Origin of the sequence: Shimia sp. Alg240-R146 (assembly GCF_947331465.1) — a bacterium.
Classification (GTDB): Bacteria; Pseudomonadota; Alphaproteobacteria; order Rhodobacterales; family Rhodobacteraceae; genus Shimia.
Genome location: NZ_CAMZOK010000002.1, coordinates 601,546 through 626,544, shown reverse-complemented (window position 1 = coordinate 626,544; position 24,999 = coordinate 601,546). Strand labels below are relative to the sequence as shown.

Sequence of the window (24,999 nt, the reverse complement as noted above, 5' to 3'; positions counted from 1 at the left end):
GGTTACTCCGCTGCGATCTTTTTGCTGTGGCGCGCTTTGGCGTTGGCGGAGAGTTCCGCCATCACGGCACTGGCGCGCGCAATCGGGTTGGTCAGGTAGAAATCGCCAATCGCATTGGCAAAGGCACCCTTGCCCAACTCTTTGACCTCCAAAGCGTCCCAGCCGTTGTCGATCACCTGATCGACCTTGGCGAGATGCGGCACCTCTGCCACCAGCGCCTGACGCAATTGCGCGAGGCTGTCATAAGCCAGCGTTGCGTCCAACTCGGCGCTAAGTGCGCGCAAGATGGCCCAGTTTTCTTTGGCATCACCCGGCGCAAAGCCCGCGCGCATCGCCAATTGTGGACGCCCTTCTGTGTTCACAAACAGGCCGTTTTCCTCGGTATAGGCCGCCGCTGGCAGGATCACATCCGCGCGGTGCGCGCCACGGTCACCATGGCTGCCCTGATAGATCACAAACGGACCTTCGGCGATATCGACCTCATCCGCGCCAAGGTTGAAGACCACCTCGGCCCCCTCAAGGGCCGCGTCCATGCCGCCTTCGGTCACGGCACCAACGTCCATCGCACCGACGCGGCTGGCCGCTGTGTGCAGAACCATCATCTTGCCGCCAAGCTTTTCAGCCAGCGCCATCGCCTTGCCCAAAACCGCAACGCCGTCACCTTCGGTCAGAGCACCCTGCCCGACAATCACAAGCGCGTTCTCTGTGGGCTGCGCTTCGTCAACGGCCTTGTTGAGCATCAGACGACCGGGGCCCATGAAGGTAAAGTCGTAGGTCAGGTCCATGAACTTCGGACCCACAGCCACAACGTCGGCACCTTTGGTCCAGGCCTTGCGGATACGCGCGTTCAACACCGGTGCCTCAAGGCGTGGGTTGGAACCGATCAGATAGATTTTCTTTGCGGTATCAATGTCTTCGATCGCTGCATTGCCGACGTAGGCAGAGCGGTTATCGGCAGGCAGCACCGCGCCGTTGGTGCGGCATTCAATTGTGCCTTCGAGGCCGTCCACGATCTTTTTGAGTGCGAAAGTGGCTTCAGTCGGGACCAGATCGCCCACAAGTGCGGCAACTTTTTTGCCTTTCATCGCACCGGCAGCGGCGGACAGAGCCTCGCCCCATGTCGCCGGTTTGAGCTTGCCGTCAACACGTACATATGGCGTGTCCAAACGCTGGCGACGCAGGCCGTCCCAGACAAAGCGGGTCTTGTCGGAAATCCATTCTTCGTTCACGCCATCGTGGTTGCGCGGTAGGATGCGCATCACTTCGCGCCCCTTGGTATCCACGCGGATGTTGGCGCCAAGCCCGTCCATCACGTCGATGGTTTCGGTCTTGGTCAGTTCCCACGGACGCGCGGTGAAGCTGTAAGGCTTGGAGGTCAGCGCACCGACGGGGCACAGATCAATGATGTTGCCTTGCAGGTTGCTGTCGAGCGTTTCGTTCAGATAGCTGGTGATTTCCGCATCTTCGCCGCGACCGGTCTGACCCATCTGGGTGATGCCAGCGACCTCGGAAGTAAAGCGCACGCAACGCGTGCAGCTGATGCAACGGGTCATCGCGGTGCCCACAAGTGGGCCGAGATTGAGATCGTCCACCGCGCGTTTGGGTTCGCGGAAGCGGGAGAAATCCACGCCGTATGCCACAGCCTGATCCTGAAGGTCGCATTCGCCACCCTGATCGCAGATCGGGCAATCCAGCGGGTGGTTGATCAGCATGAACTCCATCACGCCTTCGCGGGCCTTTTTGACCATGGGCGAGTTGGTTTTCACCACAGGCGGCTGGCCTTCTGGGCCGGGGCGCAGATCGCGGACCTGCATCGCGCAGGAAGCGGCAGGCTTCGGTGGGCCGCCCACAACCTCAACCAGGCACATGCGACAGTTGCCGGCAATCGACAGTCGTTCGTGATAGCAGAAGCGTGGAATTTCCACGCCAGCCTCTTCGCAGGCCTGAATAAGGGTCATAGCGCCCTCTACTTCGACCTCGGTCTCGTCGATGATGATCTTGCGTAGGTCAGACATCGCCTATTTCGCCCTCAAATACGCGCCGATCGCGCTGTTTCGTTCGATTTCTGCGTGCCCGAAGGTGCAGAAGGTTTCAGGGGCATCGTAAGTGACCCCTTTGCTCGCCAGAAATGCCTCGCCGCGCTTGCGCATGCGGGCTTTTTCTTCATCCGAGCGGATGTATGTTTTGATCTCGTCGCGGCTGTAGCCCAGCGAGCGCGCTTTGTTGGCCAGCGACCAGAGATCGCCAACGGCCTTCATTGTGCGCGCATCAATGCTGTCGCACTGCTCGGAAATCTCATATGCCAGCACGCCCCAGAAAATCTGGTCGTCGATCTCGGAGACCTCGCGCAGTGGCGGGTTCGCCCAAGCGGTTGCAGCGGCAAGTGACAAACCCAGCGTCATGGATGACAGGCGTTTCATTCAAATTCTCCTTTTGCGCATGCGGGAGAAATTCCCGCACGGCTTGGGGAGACCTGATGGCCACCTGATAGGCAATAACAGCCCGGATATGCAGCGGACATGATCATGTCGGGCGACAGATCCCTTCGAGACGCAAAGTGTCGTCAACTGGCACCACGGCTTCGTTGTCAGGCCCAACGATCCATTCGATGCGAGAAGTGCCATATTCGGCGATGCAATAGCGGGTTCCGGCATAGCGGCCTGCTTCGCGCGCTGCTGCGAGATCTTGGTTCGCCCGTTTCACGATCGATTCAAATCGGTCGCGCTGCTCTTTGGAGACTTTGTCAGCTTTGGATTGGAAGTAGATTCCATTGAAGGCGAACTGGTCGTCTTTGTTTCGGTTGACGCAGGCGCTGAGTGCCAACGTCGCACAAAGAACGACACCCGTCGCGACGCGGGTGGCTTTTGCTTTAGTCAGAATGTTGCGGGTGTTTTTCATCGCTTACTTCTTTTTCAGCACCGACCCGATAAAGGTCTTGTTTGCAATTTCAGTGTCGCCAACAGAGCAATAAGAGGCTTCGTTGCCCTCCACTGCGCCCATTTTCAGGACCATAGCTTTGCCCGATGCCTTACCTCCGGAAAGTTTCACCCCTTTGAGCCCGGCGTTGATCTCTTCTTTGGTATAGCCCTTGGCCATGAGCGTTTTTTTCAGGCCCATCGCGGCGCCGCCGATCTTGCTTTCGACGGCGCGCATGGATTTACAATTTCTACCGATTTCACGTGCCGCATAATTGGAGGCCAATTGATTTGAAACATAGGCGCGCACCTCTGCTGAACGATCAGCAAGAGCCGGTGTCGCCAGAGCGCTACCGAGAACAATACCGGCAACCCCTAAGGCGCTGTTTTTGGTACCGTGTTTCAAAACCCTACCCTCCAAAATATTGCAGCTTTACTCCGCAGCCATGGCGCCCATGCGCCCGGTTTTGTTTGCCTTGATGCGATCTTCGATTTCCTCACGGAAGTTCTTGATCAAACCCTGAATAGGCCAAGCGGCCGCGTCACCGAGCGCGCAGATGGTGTGGCCCTCGACCTGTTTGGTCACGTCAAACAGCATGTCGATCTCTTCAATTTCGGCCTCGCCTCGCACCAGTCGGTCCATGACACGCATCATCCAGCCCGTGCCTTCGCGACAAGGCGTACACTGGCCACAGCTTTCGTGTTTGTAGAATTTCGACAGCCGCCAGATCGCTTTGATGATGTCGGTCTGTTTGTCCATCACGATGACGGCGGCGGTACCAAGCGAGCTGCCGACCTCGCGCAGGGCGTCAAAATCCATAACCGCGTCGCGCATGTTTTCGCCACGCACACATGGCACCGAAGACCCACCGGGGATCACGGCCAACAGATTGTCCCAGCCGCCGCGAATGCCGCCACAGTGTTTCTCGATCAGCTCTTCAAAAGAGATCGACATCTCTTCTTCGACAACACAGGGCGTATTCACGTGACCGGAGATGCCAAAAATCTTGGTGCCCGCGTTGTTGGGGCGACCAAAGCCTGCAAACCATTCCGGTCCACGGCGCAAGATGGTGGGCACAACGGCGATCGATTCCACGTTGTTCACCGTGGTCGGGCAGCCATAGAGACCCGCGCCCGCCGGAAACGGCGGCTTCATGCGCGGCATACCTTTTTTGCCCTCAAGGCTTTCGATCAGCGCGGTTTCTTCGCCGCAGATATACGCCCCTGCCCCGTGGTTCAGGAACAGATCGAAATCCCAGCCGGACCCAGCGGCGTTTTTGCCAAGAAGACCCGCATCATAGCATTCATCAATCGCGGCCTGCAGCGCTTCGCGTTCGCGGACATATTCACCGCGAATGTAGATATAGGAGGTGTGCGCATTCATCGCGAAGGACGCAATCAAAGCCCCTTCGATCAGCGTGTGCGGATCGTGGCGCATGATTTCGCGGTCTTTACAGGTGCCGGGCTCGGATTCATCAGCGTTGATGACCAGATAAGCCGGACGTCCGTCGCTTTCCTTGGGCATAAAGGACCACTTCAGCCCTGTCGGGAAGCCCGCGCCGCCACGGCCACGCAAACCGGAGGCCTTCATCCGTTCGATGATGGTCTCCCGCCCCGCCTGGATCAGCTTGGCGGTGCCGTCCCAGTGGCCACGTGCCTTTGCCCCTGCCAGCGTGCGGTCATGCATGCCGTAGAGGTTGGTAAAGATACGGTCCTGATCTTTGAGCATCCCGTTACCCTTCGTCTGCCTGACGCGCACGCCAGATCTGATAGATATTCACCAACGCCCAAATCAGCGCGGCCAAAGCGGCAAGATCAAAGAGAAGCGCAAAGCGCCCCGGCAATCCTGCCGCCTTTCCAATTACATTGAGAGCCATCCAGATCAAAACGGAGCCAGCAATCACCAGCGCCACAACACGGCCCCTGCGGGCCAGTTCCTGATCCTTTGTCTCTCCACTCATACCTCAGCCCTCAGCGAGCGTCTTGGCTTGTTCCACCCAACCGTCGCGTTCGATCCGGCCTTTGAATGACAGTTTGTCGTCCATGTCTGCGATGTCTGCGGCGCCCCACGCAGCGATCTGCGCAAAAGTTGTCACGCCATTTTCCTGCAGCTTTTTCTCCAACGCCGGGCCAACGCCCTTCAGCTGCTTAAGATCGTCGGCACCAGATGTTGCGGCGGCCGCTTTGGGCTTGGGTGCCGCTTTGGCGGCCTTAGGCGCTGCCTCATCCGCAGGCTTTTCGTAGGTCCACTCACCCTTACGCTCAGCCAGTTCTTTCTGACCCGGCAGTTCAGTGCTTGGCTTGATCACTGACGCGGTGCTGTCTGCATCAGACGCATCAGCGGCCATTGCTTCGTTGGCGTTGGCCGCGGCTTCGTCGGCTGCTGCTTCGGATTCGGCCTCTGCCGGCTCATCGGCAGGCTGCGCCGCTGGTGCAGCAGGTGCGGGTGCTGCTGCTGGCGCGCTCGCAGGGATCGACGCGGGCGCTGCTTCGGTCACGCAGAAGGTTTTCACCATCCACAGGCCCAGCACCACAACGACAACAACACCAAAGATCAACGCAAGCAGGGTCCAAAGGATGCCTTTCAGCACCATGAATGCGATCAAGCCGACAATCGCGGCGATCACCCAACACGCGATTGTGCAGGTCATATTTTTGTTTTCAGTGGCCATGTTACGTTTTTCCCTATGTTGGTCTTGTTATTTTACTTTGCGTCCTTTGCGCGTTTGGAGAATTCTGTGTCTCCACCTTCAGCCAACAGTTTTGCCTGTTGGACCCAGTTGTCTCGTTCGATGCGGCCCTTAAACGACAGTTTGTCATCCATGTCCGTGATATCTTCTGCAACCCACGCCGCGATCTGGGCAAAGGTTTTAACGCCATTCGCGTGCAACTTTTTCTCAAGTGCAGGGCCAACGCCCTTCAGCAGTTTGAGATCATCCGCCTTGCCCGCTTTGGCGGCCGCTTTCTTTGGCGCGGCTTTCTTGGCGGCTGGTTTTTCAGCAGACGCCGTCTTGGCGGGTTTTGCCTTGGCTGGTTTCGCAGCTTTGGTTTCGGCCTTTTTCTCGGCCTTCTTGGCAGCCTTTTTGGGCTTTTCTTCCGCAGCCGGTTTGGCCGCGGCATCTTTGGCTTTCTTAGCCTCTTCTGCCTGTTTAACAGCCGGCTTCGGCGTTGCCGCTGGCGCAGGCGGTGCATTTTCGGCTTCGCGACCCGCGACCTTGCCATCTTTGTCGATCCAAGGCGTCAAAAGTGGCACTTCGGTGCCGTCGATGCGCTTGATGCTATCGCCCAGATCCGACGCGAGCTGCACGGACGCGTTGTATTGCGTGTGACCGCTGTCAAAGTCCTTGAGCGTGGTCAGGCCCGTCAGAGGCTCGGACGCATAACGCCCGTTCTGTGGCCCCGGCAACGGCACTTGGCCTGCGGCCATCTCATCCAGCATTTTGGCAAAACCTTCGGCGGTCAGATCCTCAAAGTAATCTTTGCCGATCTGTGCCATTGGCGCGTTGGTGCAGGCGCCCAGACATTCGACCTCTTCCCAGCTGAACTTGCCGTCCGCTGACAGCGCGTGTGGCTTGTCAGCAATCTTTTCACGGCAAACCGCAATCAGGTCTTCGGCGCCGCAAATCATACAGGACGTGGTGCCACAAATCTGAATATGCGCAACAGATCCAACCGGTTGCAGCTGAAACATGAAGTAAAAAGACGCCACTTCGAGCACGCGAATATAGGCCATACCCAAAAGGTCGGCGACATATTCGATGGCCGGCTTGGACAGCCAGCTTTCCTGCTCCTGTGCGCGCCACAACAGCGGGATCACCGCCGATGCCTGACGGCCCTCGGGATATTTGGTGATCTGCCCTTCCGCCCAAGCTTGGTTGGCGGCGGTGAAAGCAAAGCTTTCTGGCTGTTCATGATACAGACGACGTAGCATCTCAGGCGGCTCCGTTACTTAGGGCTGTCCACGCGGCGACGGCAGCCACAAGAGCGGCAGCCACACCAGCAGCGGTGTGTTTGATGTGAGGATGACCGGCGCGGGCGTAGATCACCCCGTCAGCAAGTCCCATAAAGGCAAAGGCCACGAAAAGAACCGCAATCACGCAGGGATCGCCGTGCCATGCGGCAGCGAGCGCCAGAAACGTGAAGGCAAAATAGCGGTCGGTCATCACTTGTGGCAGCTGTTCGTGACGGTGGGTCGCCGATTTCATGCCTGCAACAGGATCACGCCAGAAGGTGACGGCAAGAATGCCGGTCACAATCGCGCCCCCGAGGCAAAGCAGAATTGTCAGCAGTCCCAAGCTCATCAGCGGTCAATCTCCCCGAACACGATATCCATCGTGCCGATGATTGCGGCTACGTCGGCCAGTTGGTGACCCGTGGCGATGTGGTCCATCGCCTGCAAGTGCAGATAGCCCGGTGCGCGCAGCTTGGCGCGGTAAGGTTTGTTGGTGCCGTCCGCGACCATGTAGACGCCGAATTCGCCCTTGGGCGCCTCAACCGCGGCGTAAACTTCGCCAGCAGGCACGTGGAAGCCTTCGGTGTAGAGCTTGAAGTGGTGGATCAGGCTTTCCATCGAGGTCTTCATGTCACCTCGTTTGGGCGGTGTCAGCTTGCCACGGGACAGCACGTCGCCGGTGGCTTCGCGCAGTTTGTGGATCGCCTGACGCATGATCGAGAGCGACTGGCGCATCTCTTCCATACGCATCAGGTAGCGGTCGTAGCAGTCACCGTTTTTGCCGACGGGGATCTGGAATTCAAACTCGTCATAGCATTCATAAGGCTGCGCGCGGCGCAGATCCCATGCCATGCCGGCCGAGCGCGCCATGACGCCGGACATTGCGAAATCCAGCACGTCCTGCTCGGTTACGACGCCGATATCGACGTTACGCTGTTTGAAGATGCGGTTTTCGGTCAGCAGCCCGTCGATGTCGGCCAGCATTTCCGGAAACCCGATGGCCCATTCTTCGATGTCATCAATCAGCTCATCCGGCAGATCCTGATGCACGCCACCAGGGCGGAAATAGTTGGCGTGCAGGCGCGCGCCGCAGGCACGCTCATAAAACACCATCAGCTTTTCACGCTCTTCAAAGCCCCAAAGCGGCGGCGTCAGCGCACCCACATCCATCGCCTGCGTGGTGACGTTCATCAAGTGGTTCAAAATGCGGCCGATTTCGCAGAACAGCACGCGGATCAACTGCGCACGGCGCGGCACTTCGGTGCCGGTCAGTTTTTCGATGGCCAGACACCAAGCATGTTCCTGGTTCATCGGCGCAACATAATCCAGCCGGTCCAGATACGGCAGGTTCTGCAAATACGTGCGGCTTTCCATCAGCTTTTCGGTGCCGCGGTGCAGCAAGCCGACGTGCGGGTCGCAGCGTTCGACGATCTCGCCGTCAAGTTCCAGCACCAGACGCAACACGCCGTGGGCTGCAGGGTGCTGCGGGCCGAAGTTGATGTTGAAATTGCGGATTTTCTGTTCGCCGCTCAGCGCATCCACGCTGCCGTCGTCAAATTTGGAACCGTCCATTTATCGTTTCCTCATTTCATTCGATGGGTGCACCGTCATTTTCATGGTTGTGCTCGACATATCTTGGTTGTTCGCCATCATGTGGCAGCCTGCGGTCGTTGCTGTGTCAGCACGCGATCGGTGTGCCAATTAGACGGCACTACGTCCGCGAAATTCTCTGATATCCGTTGATAAACCACTCGCAACATCGGAGCGAGCTTGTCGAAGGCCTCGTCAGGGATGCCCTGCGTCTTGCCTCTGCGCACAATAGTTTCATAGTCACCGGCGACAAAAGAAACTTCCAGAAAATCGCAGAACTGTCTGATAGATGCTTCCGAAAAGAGGCTCTCGTAGAACAACACAAGCAGCTGATCGGCCGGAACGGATCGCTTTAAGTTGAACAATGTCTGCTGGTACATTGATCTTTGCAAAATGTGCTTCTGGCGCCCTTGAACCAATCGGTTCACAATGTCCATTTCATCAAGAACGATGTTCTTCCGGGCCTTCAAAAACGCCCTGTGCATTTTGATATTGGACCAAGTCCGCTCCATGGGGTCACGCATGATGAACAGAAATTTCGGAGCGCCCGGCATGCTAGCCATGTCTTCAAAGGCTGGCCTATTCAAAACACTATAGTCCGGCGTTATGTCCGCCACAACTTTTTCAGTAGTTCTTCCACGGTTGACAAAGGCCTGATACGCAAGGTGTTCCGCGGATGTGTCTTCGTGCATGGCAACCAGTGCCTGTAGCGTTTCCTTTGAGGAGTCATCACCCGGTTGGCGTGACCTACGCAATGAGGACATCAATTTTGTCAGAGGTTTATATTTGGCCAAGGCCTCCGCCCGGTTATTTGCGAACCCGGAATGTTTTGCGTCGTGAAGCACATCGAAATAATGCGCTTCCTTCACGGAAGGCACATGAATTTCAGGATGCTTCGCACAGTAGTCGTACAACCAAGTGGTGCCGGCTTTCTGTGCTCCAACGCAAAAAAACCAAGTCGGCAGTTCAGGCATTTTTGTCCCCCGACTTTTCATCCCCCGGCAGGATGTAGTTGGCACCCTCCCACGGCGACATAAAATCAAACTGGCGATAGTCCTGTGTCAACTGCACGGGTTCATAGACCACGCGCTTCTGCACCTCGTCATAGCGCACTTCGGTGTAGCCCGTGGTTGGGAAATCCTTGCGCAGCGGGTGGCCGCGGAACCCATAATCGGTCAGCAGGCGACGCAGGTCCGGGTGATCGGAGAAGATGATGCCAAACATGTCAAAGACTTCACGCTCAAACCAGTTGGCAGAGGGATGCACCGACGTGATCGACGGAACCATCTCATCTTCGCGCACCTTGATCCGCAAACGCACACGTTGGTTCCGGAACATGCTCAGCAGGTGGTACACGACATCAAAACGCTTGGCGCGCTCGGGATAATCCACCGCCGTAACATCCACGAGCGTAGAGAACCGGCAATTGGCGTCGGTTTTCATGAACTCGATAAAGTCGGCAATGTTGGCCGGCGTCACTGTGATGTTCAGCTCGCCAAAGCTGACCTCCCAGCCCAGCACACAGTCTGGCCGCTTTAGCTCAATATGCGCGCCCAGTTCGTTTAGTGCGTCACTCATGTCTCAATCGCCCCTATCAACGTTCGATTGTGCCGGTGCGGCGGATTTTGCGTTGCAACTGCAACAAACCGTACAGCAGCGCCTCGGCAGTCGGAGGGCAGCCGGGCACGTAGATGTCGACCGGAACAATGCGGTCACAACCGCGCACCACGGAATAACTGTAGTGATAATATCCGCCGCCATTGGCGCAGGAGCCCATGGAGATCACGTACCGTGGCTCGGGCATCTGGTCGTACACTTTGCGCAGCGCCGGGGCCATTTTGTTGGTCAACGTGCCGGCCACAATCATCACATCCGATTGACGCGGGGACGCGCGCGGCGCAATGCCGAAACGTTCCGCATCATAGCGCGGCATGGACGTGTGCATCATCTCAACCGCACAGCAGGCAAGACCAAAGGTCATCCAGTGCAGCGAACCTGTGCGGCCCCAATTGATCAGGTCTTCTGCGTTGGTCAGCAGGAAGCCTTTGTCCTGAAGCTCCGTATTGATGGCCTGAGTGACCACTTCACGATCAACACCTGCGGTGTTCGCGCCTGTCATCACTCCCATTCCAGAGCTCCCTTTTTCCACTCATATGCAAAGCCAATGGTCAGCACGCCGAGGAAGACCATCATTGACCAGAAACCGACCATCGACACGTCCTTGAAGGCCACAGCCCAAGGGAAAAGGAAGGCAATTTCGAGATCGAAAATGATGAACAGGATGGAAACGAGGTAAAACCTTACGTCAAATTTCATCCGCGCGTCGTCAAAGGCATTGAAACCGCACTCATACGCACTCACCTTCTCAGGATCGGGGTTGCGTACGGCCAAAACAACTGCGGCGAGGATGAAAACAAGGCCAAGTGCGATTGCGACGGCCAAGAAGATGATAATGGGGAAGTACTCCCGAAGCATCTCTTCCAATGGTAGCTCCTTTCATGCACCCGCAGTTCGGGGCAGTCAGCTGGCTGTAGTAAGTCTCTGTCGGGGTTTACCCTTGGCCCTTGGCGGGGTCAATAAGAACGACACAGCTGGAGACTTGTCGGGAATAGGCGTTTACGCCTGTTTTAAAGGGTTTCGGGCGCAGGATGCGACGACCTGCGGCATTAGGCCTGACAAGTTTTTTATCGATCGCCTCTTGAAGTTACTCGTCCGAGCGCTTTGATTCCCATTCGCCTCCATTCCGAGCATTTCTATCGGATACTACCGCTACCCTTCAGTCCATTGGTTTTTGGTGCGGTGAAGGAACGTCAAATGTTTGGGGCGTTTTTCGCTTTTTCGATGATGTCCATTTGCCTCGGCGTCCAATCCCATACCAAGGGCGCATGCGCGCCAAACCTTCGTGCCACAAAGGCATAGACTGGATCAAGCCGTGCCCTGAAAACCTTTGTAAATTGAGCAGGAGGCGGCGAGCCCCCGTCCGCCAACCCTTTGGGCCTGAAGGACTCGGCAGGACACTCCTGCACGCCGATAAAGTCCGTTATTGCACGCAATGTTTCCGGCAGGAAAAGCGTTTCGTAAAACAGGCATAGTACATCTGTGGGTGGCACCGATTTGCGCAACGCCTCAATCGTGCCCTTGTAGTCTGAGGCAATTAGGCGTGGCGTGTCAGCGATATAGCTCGACAAAAAGGCATCGGGGTCAAAATCTTTCGCGGCGTTGCTCAGTTTGGTGCGCAGAGCCGCGCGAAATGCGCCCCACTGACGATCCACAGGGTCGCGCATGATAAAGATAAACTTGGTCCGTGTGTGTGTGGCGCGCATCGCGGCAAAAGCTTTGGCACCAAGCATGCCATAAGACGAGCTTGCGTCGCACACCACCGGTTCGTCGCCCAGCCCGTCCGTCAAAACGTCAACGTAGGGCAACGACCCATGACGCAATCCCTGTCGCAATTCCAATACCCGCAATGCCTCTTTGGCCTCTGCAACTTTTTCTGCCGGCCAGTTGGCGGATTTGTCTTCTAGTCGCTGACGTGCGCCATCCACCCTGCGGTCGATGTCAGCACGTTTTCGGGCGGTAATCTTGGCTTGGTTCCTGGAGCCCCCCCGCGACGAAAAGGCAAAGTCAAAATGGTGCACTTGCTTAAGCGGCGGCGTGTGGATGTCCGGATGGGTCTGAAAATAGTCAAGCAGCCGCGTTGTGCCGCACTTCTGCGCGCCAATACAAAAAAGCAACGTCCGAGCGTCGAGGCTCGCGTGTCCCTCGGTCAAAGGCGAAACGCCAGTCGCGGTCTCGGAAGTGGGCATGCAAAGGGCTCAGTGTTTCATGGTCTCACAACAGTGCTACATCCGTCCGGGCAAGCATACAACTCTGACGTGATCAAATGGCGCTTTGATGTGGGCTCATCGCGGTTTTGTGGCAAAAAAGAAATTCATAAAACCGCTCCGAAGCGTCGTCAGCCTTTGACCCAAGGCGCTTTCTGCTTGGCGAAGAACGCGCCGATGCCATCTTTGGCTTCTTGGCCTTCCCAACAAACAACCAATTCGTTGATGGTGTGGTCGATTACCGCATCATCAATCACCGGTCCCAATTTGCGGGTCAGTGCCTTGGCGCGCGCCACGGCACCGGGGGCGCAGACGAGGTATGGCGTGACTTCGGCCTCAACCGCAGCGTTCAGATCTTCGGCGGGAACGGCTTTGGCCAGAAGTCCCAATGTCACAGCCTCGGGCGCCTTGAACAGGCGCGCAGACATAAAGACACGCCGCGCCATGGCCTCACCCATCCGCGAGAGCACATAGGGGCCGATGGTGGCCGGGATCAGACCGAGTTTGGTTTCGGTCAGCCCCATGGTGAGCGTCTCGACGCCGATAGCCACATCGCAAACAGAGGCCATGCCAACACCACCGCCAAAAGCGTTGCCTTGTAGCTTGCCAATCAGCGGCTTGGGCATGGTGTTGAGCGCCTGAAGCGCCTCGGCCAACTTGCGCGCCTCGACAAAGCGGGTTTCGCTGTCTGCCGCCATCTGTGCCTGCATCCACCCCAGATCGCCGCCCGCACAAAAGCTTTTGCCCGCGCCCGTAAGGACGACCACGCGCGCAGTGTCGTCCGCGCCCAGTTGATTTGCGGCCTGTGTAAGTTCGGCGATCATCGCGCCGGACATGGCGTTGTGTTTCTCCGGCCGGTTCAACATCAGCGTGGCAACGCCGCGATCGTCCGTGGTTATAGTCAGGGTTTCAAACATCTGTCGTTCCTTCAAAACGCAACGCTCGCGCCATGTCGGCGGCTTTTGCAAGAATGGCTGTGTTCAGGCCGGTTTCATAACCAAGCTCTTTTAGTCGTACATCGACGGCCTCTGTCGCCACATTGCCTTTGGCACCGGGTGCATAAGGGCAGCCACCCAGACCGCCCACGGCGGCGTCAAACACGCGCACGCCCAAGGCCAGCGACGCTTCGATGTTGGCAAGCGCGCGGCCTGCAGTGTCGTGATAGTGGCCTGCGAGTTTCTCTGCTGGCACCACCTCAAGAACCGTTTTCAGCATCGCGGTGATGCTCTCGGGTGTGCCTTGGCCAATGGTGTCCCCCAGGCTGATTTCGTAGCAGCCCGCGTCAAACAAATGTTTCGCCACTTCGGCCACCTTTTCAGGCGGGGTTGGCCCATCGTAAGGGCAGTCTGTGACGCAGCTGACATAACCGCGGACCGGCAATCCGATCTTTTGGGCTGCGGCAACCACGGGCGCAAAGCGCTCGAGGCTTTCGGCAATGGTGGCGTTGATGTTGGCCTTGGAAAACCCTTCAGAAGCGGAGCCAAAGATCGCGATTTCATCTGCCTTTGCGGCGACCGCGCCTTCAAAACCGCGCATGTTCGGGGTCAGAGCTGCGTAGCTAACACCGCCTGCCCGCGTGATGCCCGCCAGCACATCGGCGCTGTCTGCCATTTGTGGCACCCATTTGGGGCTGACAAAACTCGCCACTTCGATGCGTTTAAAACCGGCGGTGCTCAGACAATCCACCAGCGCGATTTTCTCCGCTGTCGGGATCTGGCGCTTTTCGTTTTGCAGCCCGTCACGAGGGCCCATCTCGAAGATTTCGACGGTGTCAGCCATGCTCAGCTCTCCGGCAGGTTGTAGAAGTCTTGGGTGTAGAATTGTTGCGGTCCTTCAGCGGCCTCGGCGGCAATGTAGGCCTCTCGCGCTTTCAATCTAGCCAGATAAGCCGCCGTCTGCGGGTAGTTGTCAAAGCGCACATAGCGGCGGGCGCTGTCGAGCGTGAATCCCATCATCACATCCGCTGCAGAAAAACCGCTGGAAAGCAGATAGTCGCGACCATCCGTCAACGCGCCTTCGACCGCCTTGAGCGCAATCGCCAGCCGCTTGGTTTCGATACCCATCACGGTGGGCGATTTCATCCAGTCCTTGGGCAGAAAGAGATGCTGCATGTTGAGGTTCTGAATGCCCGCGCCCAGCGTTTCAGGGTAGTGCAACCATTGCAGCCAGTCCGCGCGTTCAGCACTGTCGATGGCCGGCATGAGGTCGTGGCCCGTGCGGGTTTCACAGAGGTATTGAACAATTGCGCCGCTTTCAAAAAGCACGCGCCCGTCGATTTCCAACGCAGGCACGCGGCGGGCCGGACTTTTGGCCTTGAAGTCAGGGCGTTGCAAGGAGCCGTCCATGATCTGATACGGCACGATCTCGACCGGCTCTCCAAGCTCTTGAAGGAGCCAGTTCACCCGAAAAGACCGGCTGCCGGCGATGGAATGCAATTTGGCAGCCATCAGATGTCTTCCTCGTCTTCCAGTCGGATCAAGGCAGCACCGTCCTCTACCTGCGCAGCCTCAGCGGTCAACACTTCGGCCACCACACCGTCACGCGGCGCCAAGAGGGAGTGCTCCATCTTCATGGCTTCCAAAATGGCCAGGCGGTCGCCTTTGGAAACGGTTTGACCGGCCTTGGCAAACACGGCTTTCACCAATCCGGGCATCGGCGCGACAACCACATTGCCCCCTGCCCCTTCGGCGTCTTCGCGCACCAGCGGATCAACCACGTGGAAGCGGTAGCCGTTGCCCCAAAACACGGTCAACTCATCGCCGTGACGCGCGGTGCGGGCCAGAACTTTGGTTGCGTCCACCCACCATGCGCCGCCCTTATAGGTCACGTGATGCTGTGCTTCGCCGAGATCTACGGTAAAATCGGCCGTGTCATGCACGGTGACGCGGGCGGTAATGGCCTCGTCATTATGCGTCAGGTCGATCACGTGGGTCATCGGCGACCAGAGCACAAGAATGGGCTTGGGCGCACCGCGCACCATTTCCATCAGGCCCATTGCGGTCAGGGCCGCGACGGAGCGCGCTTTAGTGCACGCCACAGGTTGCGCGGCCAGCGTGTCGATGTGACGCTCGATCAGGCCGGTGTCGACATCGCCCGCGACAAAGTCTGACTGTGCCGCCAAAAGCGCGAGGAAGCTGACGTTGGTGACGGTGCCGCCGATGTCGGTGAAGCGCAGGGCGCGCTCGAGTTGCTTGAGCGCGACGTCGCGTGTGGGTCCGTGCACGATCAACTTGGCAATCATGGGATCATACCAAGGGCTGATCGTGTCCCCAGCGCGGACGCCGCTGTCGATGCGGGCCTCGGCGGGGAATTCGAGATGGGAGAGCGTGCCGGTGGCAGGAAGGAAGCCCTTGGGCACGTCTTCGGCATAGATGCGAGCCTCAAAGGCATGGCCTGTGATCGTCAACTCGTCCTGCTGTTTGGGCAGGGGTTCGCCCGAGGCAACGCGCAATTGCCATTCCACCAGATCAACGCCGGTGATCAGCTCGGTCACGGGGTGTTCCACCTGCAAACGGGTGTTCATTTCCATAAACCAAAAGCCGTCGGGGCGCAGGCCATCGGAGCCGTCCACGATGAATTCGATGGTGCCGGCCCCTTTGTAGTTGATCGCCTCAGCCGCACGCACAGCGGCGTCGCCCATCGCGGCGCGCATTTCGGCGGTCATGCCCGGCGCGGGGGCTTCCTCAATCACTTTCTGGTGGCGGCGCTGCAGGGAGCAGTCACGTTCAAACAGATGCACGGCGTTGGTGCCGTCGCCAAAGACCTGCACCTCGATGTGGCGTGGGCTGGTGACGTATTTCTCGATCAGCACATCCGCATTGCCAAAAGATGTGGTTGCTTCACCTTGGGCACTGGCCAATGCGTCCGCAAAATCTGCGGTCTGCTCAACAAGGCGCATACCTTTGCCGCCACCGCCCGCGACAGCCTTGATCAGTACCGGATAGCCGATGGCCTCGGCCTGCTCTGCCAGAAATGCCGCGTCCTGATTGGCACCGTGATAGCCCGGCACAACCGGCACATTGGCCTCCTCCATCAGAACCTTGGCCGCATCTTTCAGACCCATAGCGCGAATGGCATCCGCAGACGGGCCGATGAAAGTCAGGCCAACAGCTTCTACCGCGTCGACGAACTCAGGATTTTCCGACAAAAAACCGTAGCCGGGGTGAATGCCCTGCGCGCCGGTCTCAAGCGCGGCCTGAATAATCACATCGCCTTTGAGGTAGCTGTCTGCGGGCGCAGGCCCGCCGATATGCACCGCCTGATCGGCGAGCGCCACATGCTTGGCGGTGGCATCGGCGTCGGAGTAGACGGCGACGGTTTTCACACCCATCTCACGGGCGCTTTCAATTACGCGGCAGGCAATTTCGCCCCGGTTGGCTATCAGGATTTTTTCAAACATTTCGTGGCCTCCCGCCCCTTCAAATCTCTTCTCATTTGTTTTGCGCCTACGCTGATCAGCCTTCGACTAATCTTCGCCTGGACCACGTCGCCCAAAGGTGCATGGGGTGCTTTCTTAAAACGGCTTTGTGCCTTTTTCCGAAATTCATCCTCGGCGCGATCAGGGTCATCGATCCATCCCCCATTCCCTGCCCGCCGCAACGCGCGGTTGCCTATTGCTTTACCTCTAGGAACGTTTTTCCGAGAACTCTTATTGTTCTCACCATAGGTGTCACGCCTGTCTTTCTCATAAGACAAACGCTTCTTTTCCTGAGGGCTTCTAAACCGTTTTTGTGGCATCACATCCGGAACACGCCGAAACGTGTCTCCTCAATTGGGGCGTTCAAACTTGCCGTCAGGCTCAGGTGCAGCACGTCGCGTGTTTTGCGCGGGTCGACGATGCCGTCATCCCACAGGCGGGCGGACGCGTATAGCGGGTGGCTTTGTTCTTCAAACATATCGAGCGTTGGCTGTTTGAAGGCGGCTTCTTCTTCTGCCGACCATTCCCCGCCTTGGCGCTCAATGGAGTCGCGCTTGACGGTGGCCAGAACGCCTGCCGCCTGTTCGCCGCCCATCACGGAAATGCGCGAATTCGGCCATGACCACAGAAACCGTGGGGAATAGGCGCGGCCCGCCATGCCATAGTTGCCAGCCCCAAAGGAGCCGCCAACCAACATGGTGATTTTGGGCACTTTGGTGGTGGCGACGGCTGTAACCATCTTGGCTCCGTGGCGTGCAATGCCTTCGGCCTCATACTTCCTGCCCACCATAAAGCCGGTGATGTTTTGCAAAAAGACCAGCGGGATGCCGCGTTGAGAGCAGAGTTCCACAAAGTGTGCACCTTTGGAGGCGCTTTCGGAATAGAGCACGCCGTTGTTGGCGATGATGCCAACGGGGCAACCTTTAACGTGGGCAAAGCCGCAGACCAGCGTTTCGCCGAAGCGTTTTTTGAATTCGTCAAAGCGAGAGCCATCCACAACCCGCGCGATGACTTCGCGGATGTCATAAGGCGTGCGCAACCCGCCCGGCACAACGCCAAGGATTTCTTCTGGGTCGTAGGCAGGCTCTTCGGGCGTTTGCCAATCCACAGTTTGCGGTTTGGTGCGGTTGAGGTGACGCAGGGCGTCGCGGGCCAAGGCCAGCGCGTGGGCGTCGTCATCCGCCAGATAATCCGCCACACCGGAGAGGCGCGTGTGCACGTCACCGCCACCAAGGTCTTCAGCTGAAACAACTTCGCCGGTTGCAGCCTTCACCAAAGGCGGGCCGGCCAGGAAGATTGTGCCCTGCTCTTTGACGATGATGGTCACGTCGCTCATCGCGGGAACATAGGCGCCGCCAGCGGTACAGGACCCCATGACCACAGCAATCTGCGGGATGCCTTTGGCGGACATGTTGGCTTGATTATAAAAGATGCGGCCAAAGTGGTCGCGGTCCGGGAAAACCTCATCCTGTTGCGGCAGGTTGGCGCCACCAGAATCGACCAGATAAACACACGGCAGGTTGTTTTCTTCGGCAATCTCCTGCGCGCGCAGGTGTTTTTTGACCGTCATCGGATAGTAGGTGCCGCCCTTCACGGTGGCGTCATTGCAGACCACCATGACCTCTTGGCCGTGCACCTGACCGATACCAGCCACGGCGCCAGCACAGGGCGCGGCCCCGTCATACATGCCATGCGCCGCCGTAGAGCCGACTTCAAGGAAAGGTGAGCCCGGATCAAGCAGCCCAGCCACACGGTCGCGCGGCAGCATTTTGCCACGGCTGAGATGACGAGCGCGAGATTTCTCGCCGCCGCCCTGTGCTGCCGCCTGCGCGGCTTCGCGCACGGTGCCGATCATCTCCAGATGCGCTGCGCGGTTGGCGGCGAAATCATCAGAGCCCGTGATAACCTTGGACTGGATTTTGCTCATCGTTACTTTCCGTTTCTCATTCAATCAAAGCCACAGCTTCGAGGTAAAAGACCTGCTCCGCGGTCAGATAGAGGTGACACGTCTGCACCTCCGGCGCATCGGCTTGACCAGAACCCCACAGCGTTTGTTCAAACGCGCAGGTGTCCGCGCGATAGGTATGCCAACTGTCCTGCGCCGTCGCCAACGCGCCGGCCTGATCGCGAGGCTGCAAGTTCAGGTGATGCGCGTCGTCGTCCTTGCCTTTGGAACGGTCCAACACCAGCGCGTAAGCCACCTTGAGCCGCGTGTCCCAGTAGGTGATTTCGGCGGCCATACATATCGCGTCATCCTGTTCATGGCTGCAGCTCCGCGCCGAGGCACCAACACAAACGCGACGGTCGGTTTTGCGATCCAGACCTGCGAGGCAGGCCTCAGTTTCCTCGGGCGAAAACGCGTCTTGCGCGAAGGCGGCGCTGCTCAGGCAAAGTGCTGAAAGGAGTGAGAAAAACCGCATCAGATCACTCCACAATTGCATCGGCTTCGAGGAAAAGCGCTTGCTCGGCCGTCATATACATATGGCAACTGAGCGTGGCCGGACCGCCGCCTGTGCCGCCGCCCCAATGGGAGCGTTCATAGTCACATGTGGCGTCGCGATAGGTGATCCACGCGCGTTGCATTGCCAGCAGGGCGTCGGCCTGCGAGGGCGCGGCCGAGCCGATGTCGGCCATTTCTTTATCGGTTGCTTTGCGCATCGTGCGGACTTTGCCGTAAGCCGCATTCAGACGCTTGTCCCAATATTGCAGTTCCTGATCAAGACAGATGCTCATGCCGCGTGTGGACCAGCCACCTTCGGTGGTTTCCATGCAATGGTTGGCGCTGGCTCCGATGCAGCTGCGCGGGGTCTGACTGTCGCTCATGGCCGCCAAACAGCGCTGTGTGATGATCGGGTCAAACCCCACCACATCTGCGGTATCCGAAGCCGTGGCCACACCCGCCGAAAATGCCAAAATCATCCACATGTCAAAACTCTCCAAATCAATTTTGAGGGCAGCTTAGCCGCGTCAGGCGCAGCGCCCTACCCTCAAAATCAATTCATGTTCAGCTCTGTGCGCTCATCAGTTCGCGACCAATAAGCATACGGCGGATTTCGCTGGTGCCAGCGCCGATTTCCATCAGCTTGGCATCGCGGAAAATGCGCCCCACAGGGTTGTCAGACAGATAGCCCGCGCCGCCAAAGGCTTGCACAGCCTGATGGGCCTGCGTCATCGCAACCTCAGAAGCGTAAAGACAGCATGCTGCCGCGTCCTGACGGGTGATCAGACCGCTGTCGCAGGCTTTGGCACATTCATAGACGTAGGCCCGCGCGGAGTTCATAGCCGTGTACATGTCCGCGATCTTGGCCTGCATCAATTGGAAATTGCCGATGGGCTGACCAAACTGTTTGCGTTCCACCATGTAGGGCATGACTTCATCCAGACAGGCGGCCATGATGCCGGTGCCAAGACCCGCCAGAACCACGCGTTCGTAGTCCAGACCGGACATCAGAACCGCAACACCGTTGCCCTCTTCGCCGAGGATGTTTTCAAACGGCACTTCAACGTCTTCAAAGATCAGCTCTGCGGTGTTGGAGCCGCGCATACCGAGTTTGTCAAAGTGGGGGCTGGTGGAGAAACCTTTCATCTCTTTTTCGATGAGGAAGGCGGTGATGCCACGAGAGCCTGCATCCATGTCGGTCTTAGCATAGACCACGAGAGTGTCGGCATCCGGTCCGTTGGTGATCCAGTATTTATTGCCGTTTAGAACAAAGCGGTCGTTCTTCTTTTCGGCGCGCAGCTTCATCGACACAACGTCGGAGCCAGCGGAGGGTTCAGACATCGCTAGCGCACCGACGTGTTCACCAGACAGCAAACGCGGCAGATACTTTGCTTTTTGCTCGGGCGAGCCGTTCAACTTGATCTGGTTCACGCAGAGGTTGGAGTGTGCACCGTAAGAGAGTGCCACAGAGGCCGAGGCCCGCGCGATTTCTTCGCAGACAATCACATGCGCCAGATAGGACATATCCGCGCCACCGAATTCTTCGGGGACTGTAACGCCCAAAAGGCCCAGTTCGCCGAATTCTTTCCAAAGTTCGTTGGGGAATTCATTTTTCTGATCGATCTCAGCGGCCATAGGCTTGATGCGCTCTTGCGCAAAGCGGTGCACCATGTCGCGCAGCGCGTTGATATCTTCACCAAGGTCGAAAGTCATCGAGTGCATGAACATCTGTCCGAATCTCCCATTATTGAACAGCTGTTCAATTACTAGACCGAGTCGGTTTTTTGATCAAGATACTTTGTGGATGCTGCCCTTCCCGGATGGCCCAAAACCAAGAAAACGCACAGATTTCCCTGTGCGTTTTTCCTAATAAATTGGACAAATTGTCGGTGTCAGCCGTCCTGCATCACGCGCTGGCGCTGTTTGCCTAGGCCTTCGATGCCCAATTCCATCACATCCCCCGCCTGCAAGAACCGCTGGGGCGTCATGCCCATTCCGACGCCCGGAGGTGTGCCTGTCACGATAACATCGCCCGAATGCAAGGTCATCATATGGCTGAGATAGCTGATCACTTGCGCCACACCAAAAATCATCGAAGCGGTTGTACCGGTCTGCATCCGGTCGCCGTTGACGTCGAGGTACAAATCCAGCGCTTGCGGATCAACCACCTCGTCCGGCGTCACCAGCCACGGCCCCAAAGGCCCAAAGGTGTCGCAGCTCTTGCCTTTGGTCCACTGACCGCCACGCTCGAGTTGATAGGCACGCTCTGACACGTCGTTGGCCACGCAATAGCCGGCCACATGGGACAGCGCGTCCTCCTCGGACACGTATTTCGCAGGCCTGCCGATCACAACGCCAAGCTCGACTTCCCAATCGCCTTTTTCAGAGCCACGCGGCAGGATCACCGGATCGTCAGGGCCGACAATCGCACTGGTGGCTTTCATAAACAGGATCGGTTCTTCGGGAATGGGCATACCCGCCTCTTCGGCGTGGTCGCGATAGTTCAGGCCAATGCACAGCAACTTGCCCACCTGCCCCACCGGAGCACCGATACGCGGGTGGTCCTCCACCAGCGGCAAGCTTTCGGGGTCAACACTAGGCAAGTCCGTCAACACATCGCCAGCCAGATCCGAAACCACGCCACTGAGGTCCCGGATGCGCCCCTCGCCGTCTAAAACACCAGGTTTCTCCTGGCCAACTTCACCATATCTCAGAAACCGCATTTTGGCCCTCCTTGTTGATAGACATGCTAGCGGGCGTTCGCCGAAGCGCAACCACCCCTTGAAGCTACCGGTGCACTCTGCCTATCTGTTGCCAAACAGCTTTCCGTTCAAAGGACGTCTCATGTTCAACCTGCCTTTTCCCGTTTTTGATGCCAATGCCAGCGCCGGTTCCGGTGGTTTCGGCGATCTGCCTGAATGGGATCTGTCCGATCTCTATACCGGCGATGATGCGCCCGAATTGACCGCCGATCTGGAGTGGCTTGAGGGCGAATGCGCTGCTTTTGCTGCGGATTACGAAGGCAAGCTTGGCGAACTGAACGCCGCAGAATTTTTGCAAAGTGTTCTGCGCAATGAAAAGATCTCGCAGATTTCCGGTCGCATCATGTCTTATGCAGGCCTGCGGTATTATCAGCTGACCACCGACGCGGAACGCGCGCAGTTCATGGCCAACATGCAGGAAAAATTGACAGAATTCACCACTCCGCTGGTGTTTTTCACGCTGGAACTGAACCGTTTGGACGACGACGTCATGGCGGCACATTTTGCAGAAAACGAAGAGCTTGCACGGTATGAACCGGTCTTCCGCCGCATCCGTGCAATGAAGCCGCACCAGTTGTCTGATGAGTTGGAAAAATTCCTGCATGACATGGGTGTTGTCGGTGATGCGTGGGAGCGCCTGTTTGACGAAACCATCGCGGGCCTGACGTTTGATGTGAACGGCGAAGAGTTTAACATCGAAGGCACGCTGAACTTTATGACCGACCCTGATCGCAGCAAGCGGGAAGCGGCGGCCCATGAGTTGGCCAAAGTCTTTGGCGAAAACATCAAGATTTTCTCCCGCGTGCACAACACTGCCGCCAAGGAAAAAGAGGTTATCGACCGCTGGCGCAATATGCCGTCCGCCCAAGCCGGTCGCCATCTGTCAAACGATGTTGAGCCCGAAGTGGTTGAGGCGCTGCGCGATGCGGTTGTTGCCGCCTACCCCAAGCTGAGCCACCGCTATTACGAGTTGAAACGCAAATGGCTGGGTCTGGATGTGATGCAGGTCTGGGACCGCAACGCGCCCCTGCCGATGGAAGATCCGTCAACCGTGGATTGGGCCACAGCGCAGCAAACCGTGATGGACGCCTATACCGCGTTTGACCCACGCATGGGGGAAATTGCCGAGCCGTTCTTTACCAAAGGCTGGATCGATGCGGGTGTGAAACCGGGCAAAGCGCCGGGGGCGTTTGCCCATCCCACCGTCACCAATGTGCACCCCTATGTGATGTTGAACTACCTTGGCAAACCGCGCGACGTGATGACCTTGGCGCATGAGCTGGGCCACGGTGTGCACCAAGTGCTGGCCGCCGAACAGGGCGAGATGCTGTCGTCAACACCACTGACGCTGGCGGAAACCGCGTCTGTGTTTGGCGAAATGCTGACCTTCCGCGCGATGCTGGACAAGGCCGAAACCCAAGAGCAGCGCAAGATACTGCTGGCCGGTAAAGTCGAGGACATGATCAACACAGTTGTGCGCCAGATCGCGTTTTATGACTTTGAATGCAAACTGCACGCCGCACGGCGCGAAAGCGAGCTGACGCCCGAGGATATCAACGCGCTGTGGATGTCGGTGCAGGCCGAAAGCCTTGGTGAGGCGTTTGAATATATGGAAGGCTATGAAACCTTCTGGGCCTATATCCCCCACTTCGTGCACTCGCCGTTCTATGTCTACGCCTACGCATTTGGTGATGGCTTGGTGAACGCGCTCTATGCGGTTTATGCCGAGGGCGGTGAAGGCTTTGCAGACAAGTATTTCGACATGCTCAAGGCAGGTGGGTCAAAGCACCACAAAGATCTGCTGGCGCCGTTCGGGCTGGATGCGTCGGATCCGAAATTCTGGGACAAGGGTCTGTCGATGATTTCGGACATGATTGATGAGCTTGAAGCGATGGAGTGAGTTCCCAAAGATCGGCGAACAGTTTCTCCTTCCCTTCCCGCGGCAGAGTTACCACCGCAAGTTCACGACCGAAAAAAGGGCGCTACCTCAAATTGGGTAGCGCCTTTTCTATTTCAGAAGATCACCAACAATCCCAACCGCATCCACAACAGTGGTCAGATCGTCGGAAACTTCCAAAATCTCGTCTCCTACGCGAATATAGCGATTGCCCTTGCCAGGCGGCTTAAGTTTCCAACCCGACAAATCGCCGATGTCTTTCCACTTAAGATCGGTCGGCAACTTCGCTCCACGTGTGTACCTCTTGATTTGTCCAGGCGGCACTTTCTTGGCTTTGCTTTTGTCGACCTGAACCTTTTTGTCGCCTCCCTTAACGCCTTTGTCCTTGGCGTAAACGTCAGTGGTCACACCTCCGACGATTAAGAATGCAACGGCGGTAGCAATAATTTGTAACGGTTTGCCCACAAGCTAGCCCTCCTGAATACCTATTGATGTGAGCTTTACTCTGCCATAGGTCGCGCCAAATCCCTAATCGCCGGCAGTGGCTGGGAGTTCGGCGGCTATTCTTGCCAGCAAACAGAAATGATCACGGATCAAAGTTCGACCCCTCCCACGCTGATTAAAACATCCCCATCGCCAGCCCTGCCCCCAGCGCGGCGCCCATCTCGCGGCAGGGCTTCAAGTCCCCTTCGCCCAACACCTTATCTGCCAAAATCTGTTTCTCGGTTTGCGCCCGCGTATTCACAATCACCGGCGGCTGTACCTCTTTCAAACGCCACCCCGTCGTGATCCGCGCCAGTTGCCGCGCGGCGTTGTCGCCATCTGAGCCAGCACAGATCATCTGTGCATAGGGCCGACCGTTGAGCTGACCCAGCACGGGATAGTAGCACCGATCAAAGAACTCCTTCATCACGCCCGACAATGCCGCCAGGTTTTCCGGCCCGCAGAAAATATACCCCCCGGCGGCCAGCAAATCCTTTGGGCCTGCCTCGGCCGCGGGCAACAGGATCGCGGGCCCTTCGGCCGATGCCGCGGCATGGGCTGCCTCTGCCATCTGGCGGCTGCCGCCAGTACGCGAATGGTAGATGATCAATAAACTCAAGCCGTTGCCCCTGCGCTGTCACATCAATTGGGATCCGCCACACGTTAAGGCCTCACGTCACTCTTGCCAAACCTACAGGAGCGCTTACCGTCACAAAAAA

28 protein-coding genes are annotated in these 24,999 nt (G+C 57.7%); 1 reads left to right on the top strand and 27 read right to left on the bottom strand.

Features of this window, described 5'->3' with window-relative positions:
- Positions 1-2 precede the first annotated feature (2 nt).
- The 25 genes from nuoG to PG871_RS12165 all read right to left on the bottom strand — a co-directional run bounded on the left by nuoG (position 3) and on the right by PG871_RS12165 (position 21,861).
- On the bottom strand, positions 3-2,015 hold the full coding sequence (gene nuoG / locus PG871_RS12285; RefSeq protein WP_270729694.1) for an NADH-quinone oxidoreductase subunit NuoG: 2,013 nt from the start codon (positions 2,013-2,015) through the stop codon (positions 3-5).
- A gap of 3 nt (positions 2,016-2,018) precedes the next feature.
- Positions 2,019-2,420 (bottom strand): DUF5333 domain-containing protein, encoded by a 402-nt coding sequence (locus PG871_RS12280; protein WP_270729693.1) that lies wholly within the window; start codon positions 2,418-2,420, stop codon positions 2,019-2,021.
- A 103-nt stretch (positions 2,421-2,523) separates the two neighbouring features.
- Positions 2,524-2,898: a hypothetical protein gene (locus PG871_RS12275; RefSeq protein ID WP_270729692.1), complete on the bottom strand. Its 375-nt coding sequence runs from the start codon at positions 2,896-2,898 to the stop codon at positions 2,524-2,526.
- 3 nt (positions 2,899-2,901) lie between these two features.
- Positions 2,902-3,321 carry a DUF5333 family protein gene (locus PG871_RS12270; protein ID WP_270729691.1) on the bottom strand — a complete coding sequence of 140 codons (420 nt, stop codon included), beginning with the start codon at positions 3,319-3,321 and terminating at the stop codon, positions 2,902-2,904.
- 27 nt (positions 3,322-3,348) lie between these two features.
- Positions 3,349-4,644 (bottom strand): NADH-quinone oxidoreductase subunit NuoF, encoded by a 1,296-nt coding sequence (gene nuoF, locus PG871_RS12265; RefSeq protein ID WP_270729690.1) that lies wholly within the window; start codon positions 4,642-4,644, stop codon positions 3,349-3,351.
- A 4-nt stretch (positions 4,645-4,648) separates the two neighbouring features.
- Positions 4,649-4,876 carry a DUF5337 domain-containing protein gene (locus tag PG871_RS12260; RefSeq protein ID WP_270729689.1) on the bottom strand — a complete coding sequence of 76 codons (228 nt, stop codon included), beginning with the start codon at positions 4,874-4,876 and terminating at the stop codon, positions 4,649-4,651.
- Positions 4,877-4,879: 3 nt separating this feature from the next.
- A complete protein-coding gene (locus PG871_RS12255) occupies positions 4,880-5,587 on the bottom strand; it encodes an endonuclease (protein ID WP_270729687.1) in 708 nt (235 codons plus the stop codon).
- Positions 5,588-5,619: 32 nt separating this feature from the next.
- Entirely contained in the window at positions 5,620-6,846 is a 1,227-nt protein-coding gene (locus tag PG871_RS12250; protein WP_270729686.1) for an NADH-quinone oxidoreductase subunit E, read from the bottom strand.
- A gap of 1 nt (position 6,847) precedes the next feature.
- A complete protein-coding gene (locus PG871_RS12245) occupies positions 6,848-7,216 on the bottom strand; it encodes a hypothetical protein (RefSeq protein ID WP_270729684.1) in 369 nt (122 codons plus the stop codon).
- Positions 7,216-8,439: an NADH-quinone oxidoreductase subunit D gene (locus PG871_RS12240; protein WP_270729683.1), complete on the bottom strand. Its 1,224-nt coding sequence runs from the start codon at positions 8,437-8,439 to the stop codon at positions 7,216-7,218. The genes PG871_RS12245 and PG871_RS12240 overlap by 1 nt, the downstream gene beginning before the upstream one ends.
- A gap of 77 nt (positions 8,440-8,516) precedes the next feature.
- On the bottom strand, positions 8,517-9,431 hold the full coding sequence (locus tag PG871_RS12235; RefSeq protein ID WP_270729682.1) for a sulfotransferase: 915 nt from the start codon (positions 9,429-9,431) through the stop codon (positions 8,517-8,519).
- Positions 9,424-10,035, bottom strand: coding sequence for an NADH-quinone oxidoreductase subunit C (locus PG871_RS12230; protein ID WP_270729681.1), 612 nt, complete (start codon positions 10,033-10,035; stop codon positions 9,424-9,426). The genes PG871_RS12235 and PG871_RS12230 overlap by 8 nt, the downstream gene beginning before the upstream one ends.
- A 16-nt stretch (positions 10,036-10,051) precedes the next feature.
- The gene (locus PG871_RS12225; protein WP_170846646.1) at positions 10,052-10,585 is read right to left on the bottom strand and encodes a NuoB/complex I 20 kDa subunit family protein; all 534 of its coding nucleotides are present in this window, start codon (positions 10,583-10,585) and stop codon (positions 10,052-10,054) included.
- On the bottom strand, positions 10,576-10,941 hold the full coding sequence (locus PG871_RS12220) for an NADH-quinone oxidoreductase subunit A (RefSeq protein WP_054001766.1): 366 nt from the start codon (positions 10,939-10,941) through the stop codon (positions 10,576-10,578). Before PG871_RS12220 ends, PG871_RS12225 begins: the two co-directional genes overlap by 10 nt.
- Positions 10,942-11,267: 326 nt before the next feature.
- Complete coding sequence (locus PG871_RS12215) at positions 11,268-12,263, bottom strand: sulfotransferase (RefSeq protein WP_270729674.1); 996 nt, start codon at positions 12,261-12,263, stop codon at positions 11,268-11,270.
- Positions 12,264-12,412: 149 nt separating this feature from the next.
- Positions 12,413-13,198: a crotonase/enoyl-CoA hydratase family protein gene (locus PG871_RS12210; RefSeq protein ID WP_270729672.1), complete on the bottom strand. Its 786-nt coding sequence runs from the start codon at positions 13,196-13,198 to the stop codon at positions 12,413-12,415.
- The gene (locus PG871_RS12205; protein WP_270729670.1) at positions 13,191-14,060 is read right to left on the bottom strand and encodes a hydroxymethylglutaryl-CoA lyase; all 870 of its coding nucleotides are present in this window, start codon (positions 14,058-14,060) and stop codon (positions 13,191-13,193) included. Before PG871_RS12205 ends, PG871_RS12210 begins: the two co-directional genes overlap by 8 nt.
- Positions 14,061-14,062: 2 nt before the next feature.
- Positions 14,063-14,728, bottom strand: coding sequence for a glutathione S-transferase family protein (locus PG871_RS12200; protein ID WP_270729668.1), 666 nt, complete (start codon positions 14,726-14,728; stop codon positions 14,063-14,065).
- On the bottom strand, positions 14,728-16,680 hold the full coding sequence (locus PG871_RS12195; RefSeq protein ID WP_270729666.1) for an acetyl/propionyl/methylcrotonyl-CoA carboxylase subunit alpha: 1,953 nt from the start codon (positions 16,678-16,680) through the stop codon (positions 14,728-14,730). The genes PG871_RS12200 and PG871_RS12195 overlap by 1 nt, the downstream gene beginning before the upstream one ends.
- Entirely contained in the window at positions 16,662-17,018 is a 357-nt protein-coding gene (locus PG871_RS12190; protein ID WP_270729665.1) for a hypothetical protein, read from the bottom strand. Before PG871_RS12190 ends, PG871_RS12195 begins: the two co-directional genes overlap by 19 nt.
- Complete coding sequence (locus PG871_RS12185; protein WP_270729663.1) at positions 17,018-18,625, bottom strand: carboxyl transferase domain-containing protein; 1,608 nt, start codon at positions 18,623-18,625, stop codon at positions 17,018-17,020. Before PG871_RS12185 ends, PG871_RS12190 begins: the two co-directional genes overlap by 1 nt.
- A 16-nt stretch (positions 18,626-18,641) precedes the next feature.
- On the bottom strand, positions 18,642-19,118 hold the full coding sequence (locus PG871_RS12180) for a lysozyme inhibitor LprI family protein (protein ID WP_270729662.1): 477 nt from the start codon (positions 19,116-19,118) through the stop codon (positions 18,642-18,644).
- 4 nt (positions 19,119-19,122) lie between these two features.
- Positions 19,123-19,617, bottom strand: a complete 495-nt coding sequence (locus PG871_RS12175) for a lysozyme inhibitor LprI family protein (protein WP_270729659.1) — start codon at positions 19,615-19,617, stop codon at positions 19,123-19,125.
- Positions 19,618-19,702: 85 nt separating this feature from the next.
- Positions 19,703-20,866 (bottom strand): isovaleryl-CoA dehydrogenase, encoded by a 1,164-nt coding sequence (locus tag PG871_RS12170; RefSeq protein WP_270729658.1) that lies wholly within the window; start codon positions 20,864-20,866, stop codon positions 19,703-19,705.
- A gap of 164 nt (positions 20,867-21,030) precedes the next feature.
- Positions 21,031-21,861, bottom strand: coding sequence for a fumarylacetoacetate hydrolase family protein (locus PG871_RS12165; protein WP_270729657.1), 831 nt, complete (start codon positions 21,859-21,861; stop codon positions 21,031-21,033).
- Between the two features lie 121 nt (positions 21,862-21,982).
- On the opposite strand from PG871_RS12165, the gene PG871_RS12160 reads away from it, so the two are divergent.
- On the top strand, positions 21,983-23,800 hold the full coding sequence (locus PG871_RS12160) for a M3 family oligoendopeptidase (protein ID WP_270729655.1): 1,818 nt from the start codon (positions 21,983-21,985) through the stop codon (positions 23,798-23,800).
- A 108-nt stretch (positions 23,801-23,908) separates the two neighbouring features.
- Here PG871_RS12160 and PG871_RS12155 read toward each other — a convergent pair whose 3' ends face one another.
- The gene (locus PG871_RS12155; protein ID WP_270729653.1) at positions 23,909-24,205 is read right to left on the bottom strand and encodes a hypothetical protein; all 297 of its coding nucleotides are present in this window, start codon (positions 24,203-24,205) and stop codon (positions 23,909-23,911) included.
- 211 nt (positions 24,206-24,416) lie between these two features.
- Positions 24,417-24,851 carry an NAD(P)H-dependent oxidoreductase gene (locus tag PG871_RS12150; protein WP_270730886.1) on the bottom strand — a complete coding sequence of 145 codons (435 nt, stop codon included), beginning with the start codon at positions 24,849-24,851 and terminating at the stop codon, positions 24,417-24,419.
- Positions 24,852-24,999 lie beyond the last annotated feature (148 nt).

Bases quoted from the DNA above. Each gene is read 5' to 3' on its own strand.
- nuoG (WP_270729694.1), bottom strand. From the start codon at position 2,015: ATGTCTGACCTACGCAAGATCATCATCGACGAGACCGAGGTCGAAGTA.
- PG871_RS12280 (WP_270729693.1), bottom strand. From the start codon at position 2,420: ATGAAACGCCTGTCATCCATGACGCTGGGTTTGTCACTTGCCGCTGCA.
- PG871_RS12275 (WP_270729692.1), bottom strand. From the start codon at position 2,898: ATGAAAAACACCCGCAACATTCTGACTAAAGCAAAAGCCACCCGCGTC.
- nuoF (WP_270729690.1), bottom strand. From the start codon at position 4,644: ATGCTCAAAGATCAGGACCGTATCTTTACCAACCTCTACGGCATGCAT.
- PG871_RS12260 (WP_270729689.1), bottom strand. From the start codon at position 4,876: ATGAGTGGAGAGACAAAGGATCAGGAACTGGCCCGCAGGGGCCGTGTT.
- PG871_RS12255 (WP_270729687.1), bottom strand. From the start codon at position 5,587: ATGGCCACTGAAAACAAAAATATGACCTGCACAATCGCGTGTTGGGTG.
- PG871_RS12250 (WP_270729686.1), bottom strand. From the start codon at position 6,846: ATGCTACGTCGTCTGTATCATGAACAGCCAGAAAGCTTTGCTTTCACC.
- PG871_RS12245 (WP_270729684.1), bottom strand. From the start codon at position 7,216: ATGAGCTTGGGACTGCTGACAATTCTGCTTTGCCTCGGGGGCGCGATT.
- PG871_RS12240 (WP_270729683.1), bottom strand. From the start codon at position 8,439: ATGGACGGTTCCAAATTTGACGACGGCAGCGTGGATGCGCTGAGCGGC.
- PG871_RS12235 (WP_270729682.1), bottom strand. From the start codon at position 9,431: ATGCCTGAACTGCCGACTTGGTTTTTTTGCGTTGGAGCACAGAAAGCC.
- PG871_RS12230 (WP_270729681.1), bottom strand. From the start codon at position 10,035: ATGAGTGACGCACTAAACGAACTGGGCGCGCATATTGAGCTAAAGCGG.
- PG871_RS12225 (WP_170846646.1), bottom strand. From the start codon at position 10,585: ATGGGAGTGATGACAGGCGCGAACACCGCAGGTGTTGATCGTGAAGTG.
- PG871_RS12215 (WP_270729674.1), bottom strand. From the start codon at position 12,263: ATGCCCACTTCCGAGACCGCGACTGGCGTTTCGCCTTTGACCGAGGGA.
- PG871_RS12210 (WP_270729672.1), bottom strand. From the start codon at position 13,198: ATGTTTGAAACCCTGACTATAACCACGGACGATCGCGGCGTTGCCACG.
- PG871_RS12205 (WP_270729670.1), bottom strand. From the start codon at position 14,060: ATGGCTGACACCGTCGAAATCTTCGAGATGGGCCCTCGTGACGGGCTG.
- PG871_RS12200 (WP_270729668.1), bottom strand. From the start codon at position 14,728: ATGGCTGCCAAATTGCATTCCATCGCCGGCAGCCGGTCTTTTCGGGTG.
- PG871_RS12195 (WP_270729666.1), bottom strand. From the start codon at position 16,680: ATGTTTGAAAAAATCCTGATAGCCAACCGGGGCGAAATTGCCTGCCGC.
- PG871_RS12190 (WP_270729665.1), bottom strand. From the start codon at position 17,018: ATGCCACAAAAACGGTTTAGAAGCCCTCAGGAAAAGAAGCGTTTGTCT.
- PG871_RS12185 (WP_270729663.1), bottom strand. From the start codon at position 18,625: ATGAGCAAAATCCAGTCCAAGGTTATCACGGGCTCTGATGATTTCGCC.
- PG871_RS12180 (WP_270729662.1), bottom strand. From the start codon at position 19,118: ATGCGGTTTTTCTCACTCCTTTCAGCACTTTGCCTGAGCAGCGCCGCC.
- PG871_RS12175 (WP_270729659.1), bottom strand. From the start codon at position 19,617: ATGATTTTGGCATTTTCGGCGGGTGTGGCCACGGCTTCGGATACCGCA.
- PG871_RS12170 (WP_270729658.1), bottom strand. From the start codon at position 20,866: ATGTTCATGCACTCGATGACTTTCGACCTTGGTGAAGATATCAACGCG.
- PG871_RS12165 (WP_270729657.1), bottom strand. From the start codon at position 21,861: ATGCGGTTTCTGAGATATGGTGAAGTTGGCCAGGAGAAACCTGGTGTT.
- PG871_RS12160 (WP_270729655.1), top strand. From the start codon at position 21,983: ATGTTCAACCTGCCTTTTCCCGTTTTTGATGCCAATGCCAGCGCCGGT.
- PG871_RS12150 (WP_270730886.1), bottom strand. From the start codon at position 24,851: ATGGCAGAGGCAGCCCATGCCGCGGCATCGGCCGAAGGGCCCGCGATC.